The sequence below is a fragment of the Brachyspira innocens ATCC 29796 genome, from assembly GCF_000384655.1.
GTDB lineage: Bacteria > Spirochaetota > Brachyspiria > Brachyspirales > Brachyspiraceae > Brachyspira > Brachyspira innocens.
The window spans coordinates 1-4,937 of the sequence record NZ_ARQI01000040.1; the positions used below are offsets into that span (position 1 = coordinate 1).

General features: G+C 24.9%; 5 protein-coding genes. 2 read left to right on the forward strand and 3 right to left on the reverse strand.

The window, feature by feature from the left end:
* The first annotated feature begins 242 nt into the window (after positions 1-242).
* Both F811_RS0100615 and F811_RS0100620 read left to right on the forward strand, forming a co-directional pair.
* Positions 243-1,205 (forward strand): glycoside hydrolase family 3 N-terminal domain-containing protein, encoded by a 963-nt coding sequence (locus tag F811_RS0100615; protein ID WP_020003380.1) that lies wholly within the window; start codon positions 243-245, stop codon positions 1,203-1,205.
* The gene (locus F811_RS0100620; RefSeq protein WP_020003381.1) at positions 1,169-2,272 is read left to right on the forward strand and encodes a glycoside hydrolase family 3 N-terminal domain-containing protein; all 1,104 of its coding nucleotides are present in this window, start codon (positions 1,169-1,171) and stop codon (positions 2,270-2,272) included. The genes F811_RS0100615 and F811_RS0100620 overlap by 37 nt, the downstream gene beginning before the upstream one ends.
* Positions 2,273-2,286: 14 nt before the next feature.
* Here the strand turns inward: F811_RS0100620 and F811_RS0100625 are convergent, their stop codons facing one another.
* The 3 genes from F811_RS0100625 to F811_RS0100635 form a co-directional block, all read right to left on the reverse strand.
* Positions 2,287-2,583, reverse strand: coding sequence for a helix-turn-helix domain-containing protein (locus F811_RS0100625; RefSeq protein ID WP_020003382.1), 297 nt, complete (start codon positions 2,581-2,583; stop codon positions 2,287-2,289).
* Between the two features lie 354 nt (positions 2,584-2,937).
* Positions 2,938-3,582 carry a cyclodeaminase/cyclohydrolase family protein gene (locus F811_RS0100630; RefSeq protein ID WP_020003383.1) on the reverse strand — a complete coding sequence of 215 codons (645 nt, stop codon included), beginning with the start codon at positions 3,580-3,582 and terminating at the stop codon, positions 2,938-2,940.
* An 83-nt stretch (positions 3,583-3,665) separates the two neighbouring features.
* Positions 3,666-4,565: a helix-turn-helix domain-containing protein gene (locus tag F811_RS0100635; protein WP_020003384.1), complete on the reverse strand. Its 900-nt coding sequence runs from the start codon at positions 4,563-4,565 to the stop codon at positions 3,666-3,668.
* Positions 4,566-4,937: the final 372 nt, after the last annotated feature.

Sequence of the window (4,937 nt, forward strand, 5' to 3'; positions counted from 1 at the left end):
CCATTCGTAAGAATGGTAGGAGATTATATGCGAGCAAGTTTTTTATGGTATAAATAGAAGAAATAAAAAACTTGTGAGTGCCTGCCATTCATAAGAATGTTAGGGATTGTTAGTTTTATATATATAGAAAAACTATAAATTAAGATATATAATTTGATTAAAAGTTTATTTAGCTCCATATTTAAGTAAATGGTTTTGATAAATAATCAAATTTATTATATGAATAAAGCATAATAAAAATAATGATTTACATTGTTATAGTTTCAATATTATTATTAATTTTATTTTTTATTTTTATTTATCTTTATGATAATTTTAATATTGTATTAAAAAATAATAATAATAAGGAAAACATTGAAAATAAAAAAGAAATACCATTTATAATATCAGTAAAAAATTATGATGATAATTTGATAGATATAATAAACAAAACCAATATATCAGGCATAATAATAAATATAGATAATTTGGATATAGAAAGCCTTGATAAAATAATAAAAAAAATAAAAAGAAAGATTAAAAGAAAAATATTTATAGCAATAGATCAGGATTATAAAAACACTTCCAGTATATACTATGATAAGAAGTTTAAAGTTTTTTCCAGTTATATAGGCGAGCGAGAAAGCGAAGAATATGCATACAAAATAGCATATGAAAGAGCTTCAAAATTAAAATCTATAGGTATTAATATGATTTTATCTCCAATATGTAATACTTATTGTAATGAAAAATCTCATCTAAAAGAGCATATATTTTCAGATGATAAGATACTCGCTTCTAATTTGATATATAGTACAGTAAAAGCATATAAAGATAATGGACTTATAACAGCATTAAAATATTTTCCAAAATACTATGATGATGAGTTATATATAGATGAAGATACAGATAATATAGAAAGTATTATTGATAACAGAGAAACTTTTTTGGCTGGCATAAAGGCTCAGGCTGATATTATAGTAATGCCTCATATAAAAGATAATTATAAATACAGAGATTTTTTATTTAATAATATGAAGTTTAAAGGCATTATAATGACTGATTATATTAATAATGATAAAAATATTATTAATTATGCCGTTAATGTACTTTCATATAATTATTATAAAGATATAAATAAATTAAAAAATATTATAGAAAATAATATAAAAGAAACGGATACTGTATTATGTTCAAAGCTGTTAAGATTAATAAAGAAATTGTAATGTGTGTATTATATTTATTTATAATATTATTATTTTCGTATGCATGTAAAAGTGCTTCAAATGTACTTATAGAAAAAGAATATATATTAAAATTAAAAAAGGATTATCCAGAATTATCCTATTATATAGATGAAGTATCAAAAATGAGTAAGAAAGAAAGAAGAGGACTTTTACTTATGGTAGGTATAAAAGATAAGGTACTCTCTAAAGAAACTATTAAAACGCTTAAAGATAATAATATAATGGGAGTAATACTTTTTGATTATAATATAAAAGATGAAAAACAGCTTAAAAAGTTGACAAGCGATTTAAGGAAATATGTTAACTCAAATATGTTAATTTCTATAGACCAAGAAGGCGGCGAAGTAAACCGTATAGACTTTGATCCTCTTAAAGATATATCTCCTAAAAATATAGGCGATTCAAACAGTACTAAATATGCATATGATATAGCATACAAAAAATCAAAGTTCTTGCTTGATTTGGGTATTAATGTAATATTAGGGCCTTTATGCGATATACCTAGTGATAGTAATTCTTATTTATATAATAGAAGTTTTTCTACTAATACAGATATAGCAGCAAAAATGGCAGAGTACACTGTAAAGGCTCAAAGAGATGCAGGAATCATAAGTGTATTAAAACATTTCCCAGGTCATGGAGATACTACTGTTAATTCTCATGATAATTTTCCTGTTATAGATAAAACTACTAATGAACTTTTTTTGAAAGAGTTTGTTCCTTTTAAAAGAGCAATAGATGCTGGAGCTGAAATGGTTTTGGCAGCACATATAAAAAATAAATATATAGATAATGAAAATCCTGCCAGTATGTCAAGAGAGTATGATTATATACTAGAAAATGAATTAGGCTTTAATGGAGTTATTATTACTGATGATTTGGCTATGACAGGAGATATTGACAAGGGTATTAATTTTGGTATCAACTTAATTAGTAATTTATATGAGAATGTAGAATATATGTTTGAAGATATTGATGCGGATATTCTTTCATGTGCGAGAGTTCTAAAGATGGCTTCAGAAAATATACTTTCTTCCCGCACATAAAATTATCATTCATTTTAATTGGCCTGTTTCTTTTTTCTATTGCTGTTTGGATTTCTTTTATATGTCAGTGTTTCGTCTAAACCAGATTTGACATATTCGTTAATAATGTTTACTACAGTATGATATGTAACATTGTATTGTTTAGCAATATCAGTATGAGTAAGACCTGTGTTTTTCTTATCGTCTAAAGCAAGAATGATATTTGCCCTAGAGATAAGTCTTTTAGATTTTCCTTCCTTCTTAATGAATTCTTTGATTTTTTCCTTTTCCTCTTCACTTAAGGATATCATATGTTTAGTTGTTATACTCATTTAAGCCTCCTAATATAAAGAATAAATATAACCAACAAATAAGGACAAGTAGATTTTAAAGAATAAAATTATAAAATATAATCAAGATAAACATATTGATAGAAGTTTCTAGTTTTTATTTAAGAAGAAAAATTTTATAGTAATTTAGACAAATTACATCAAACTATAAGAATAAAACATTAAAAACGTTCTATTACTATATTTCTATTCTCATATATATATATTTTATAAACCCTTGCTGTCTGGACTTAAGATTATCATAATATAAATAAAATATCAATATGAAAAAACAAAATTAGGATTTTGTATAAAAAATATAGATATTAATAACATAATATTTATCATTTACAACATTTATATATTAAATAATGAAATTACTTTTGAAGTTTTTGTGTAAATATTATCTATTTCATTCATATATTTTTTAGTATCTGTTTTAATATGTTCTAAAAATACATTATCATCTATCATAGGTATATTAATATTGATATTAAGTACAGAACCTTTAGCACAGGCATATATTAAAATGTATGCAGCGGCTATATCACTTATTACGGCACTGTTTGCATATTTTGTGACTGTATCAAAAAGAGGCATTAATTCATAGCAGTATTTCAAGGCATTAAAAGGTATTTCTATGGCTTTTTTTGAGGCTTCAGACATAGCTTTTTTTCTATTTTCTTTTTCAGTGTCTGTTTCTTTAGGCATTTTCATAGCTTCCATAAATAAATTAAAACTTTCTGCATCTTTGTCTATTATATCAGCTAAATATGATTTTATTTCTTTTATTTTTTCTATTGCATTTTTAAAACTATCCTGATGTTCTTCTTCTAATTCTAAAAACTTTTTTTTGTTTACAGTAAGATGACCAACCATACCAGCCAAAGCACAGCCCAAACTTCCTACAAGTCCCATAACGCTTCCGCCGCCCGGAGCTGGTAAGGAACTGTCTACATCATTTATATAATCAGCTAAAGTTTTATTTATTAATTCTTTCATAATATACCCCCATACCTTATGCTGTAAATATTTTTGAGAGATTATTTTAATATAAAAAAAAATAAATATCAATATACATTTTACTATTTTCTTTGAAGATGTTTAAATCTGTTTTTGGTAAACTCTATTATTTCATCTTCTGTCATATTATCTATACCAAGTCTTTTTTCTTCTTCAAGCAGTTTTTCTCTTTCTTCTTTTTCTTTTTGTATTTTTAATAGTTCCATTTCTTTTAATTTTTGATTACGTTCATACAATTCTTTTTCGCTGTAATGTCTTTTTATTAATTGTTCTCTGTCGCCTTTTGTGAGATATATTTTTAAATAGCTTACAAAATCAAGCCAAAGAGTAGTGATATTATTTTTGTCTTTTATTTTTAGTTCAGCATATTTTATAGAGTCTTTCCAAGAGTAGCGTCTGTTATTAAATATATCAATTAATTCTCTTTGTTTATCTTTAGTTTTAAAGCAGTGTATTTGAGAGAGTTTTTCTGCCTTACTGCATGTTGTTCTATTAAAAACCTCTATAAGACTTTTTACAAACAAATCAAATTCAGAGAGCGGCATATCATTATTAATTTTATTATTAAATTTATTATTATATTTATCAGTTTGGTCAATACTCCCTTGATTGTTCTGACAATACCCATTTGACTTTTCTGACAATACCTTGTTATCAGATACTTTATAATTTTTAAGTGAGTTTAAATATATTTTTCTTTTTTGAGTATTATTATCTTTTTTATCATAATGTATTTTTATGTAACCGTATTCTTTAAGCTCTGAAACATATCTAGATACAGTTGTTGAGCTTATAGAGTATAGACTTGCAAAATATGCATTAGAAGCCCAGCAGTATCCTTTGTCATTGGTGAGTGCTGTTATTTCTGCATATAATAATCTGCAAAGAGGTTTTAATCTTTTATCGTATCTTACTTCTGCGGGTATTACAGCATAATAGCTTTTTTTGTAATCATTATTCATACATTTACACCTTTAAAAAAAACTTTATACTATAATGAAATTTTATAATAGATTATAAGTTTATATTAGATTTATTTTTTTGTTTTTTATTAATAAAATAAATAACAAAATATATTTAAATGTTTTTTGTATGTTTTTAGAATATTGTACTTATAATCGCTTATATTTTTTGTATATAATGTATACTCTTTCTTTTTATGAATTATGATTTAATAGATTTTTATATTGCATTTATTATAATATATGTTAGTATGATTATATAATATATTAGGAATGATATATGACCAGACCAGACCAGACCAGACCAGACCAGACCAGACCAGACCAGACCAGACCAGACCAGACCAGACCAGACCAGACCAGACCAGACCA